This window comes from Vibrio sp. 10N.261.52.A1, from assembly GCF_002876325.1.
GTDB classification, from domain to species: Bacteria; Pseudomonadota; Gammaproteobacteria; order Enterobacterales; family Vibrionaceae; genus Vibrio; species Vibrio chagasii.
This window is the reverse complement of sequence record NZ_MCYD01000200.1, coordinates 1-278: the sequence shown is the minus strand read 5'-3', so window position 1 is coordinate 278 and position 278 is coordinate 1. Positions and strand designations below refer to the sequence as shown.

Genomic DNA, 278 nt, shown 5'->3' with positions numbered 1-278 from the left:
CCTTGCTGAGGATATGCGAAAAGTCCAAATCCTCACGGTTGAGGAGAAGGTTGGTAAGCTCTCCGCCAAGATGAGTGTTCCGTTGATCCTTTTCATCATGTTTCCGATCGTTATTTTGATTCTCGCACCGAGCATCATGCAAATGACATTGAGCATTTAGAGGGCAAATTAATGAATAGAAAACGTATTTTCTTCGTGATGTTAACGATAAGTCTTTTAGCAGGGTGCCAATCGACACCTTCTGAACAAGACCACCAGCTTGCCGAGGTGACAAGTAT

1 pseudogene is annotated in these 278 nt (G+C 43.5%); it reads left to right on the top strand.

The window, feature by feature from the left end:
* Positions 1-160: pseudogene (locus BCT81_RS02590) on the top strand (type II secretion system F family protein); the annotation flags it as partial.
* Positions 161-278 lie beyond the last annotated feature (118 nt).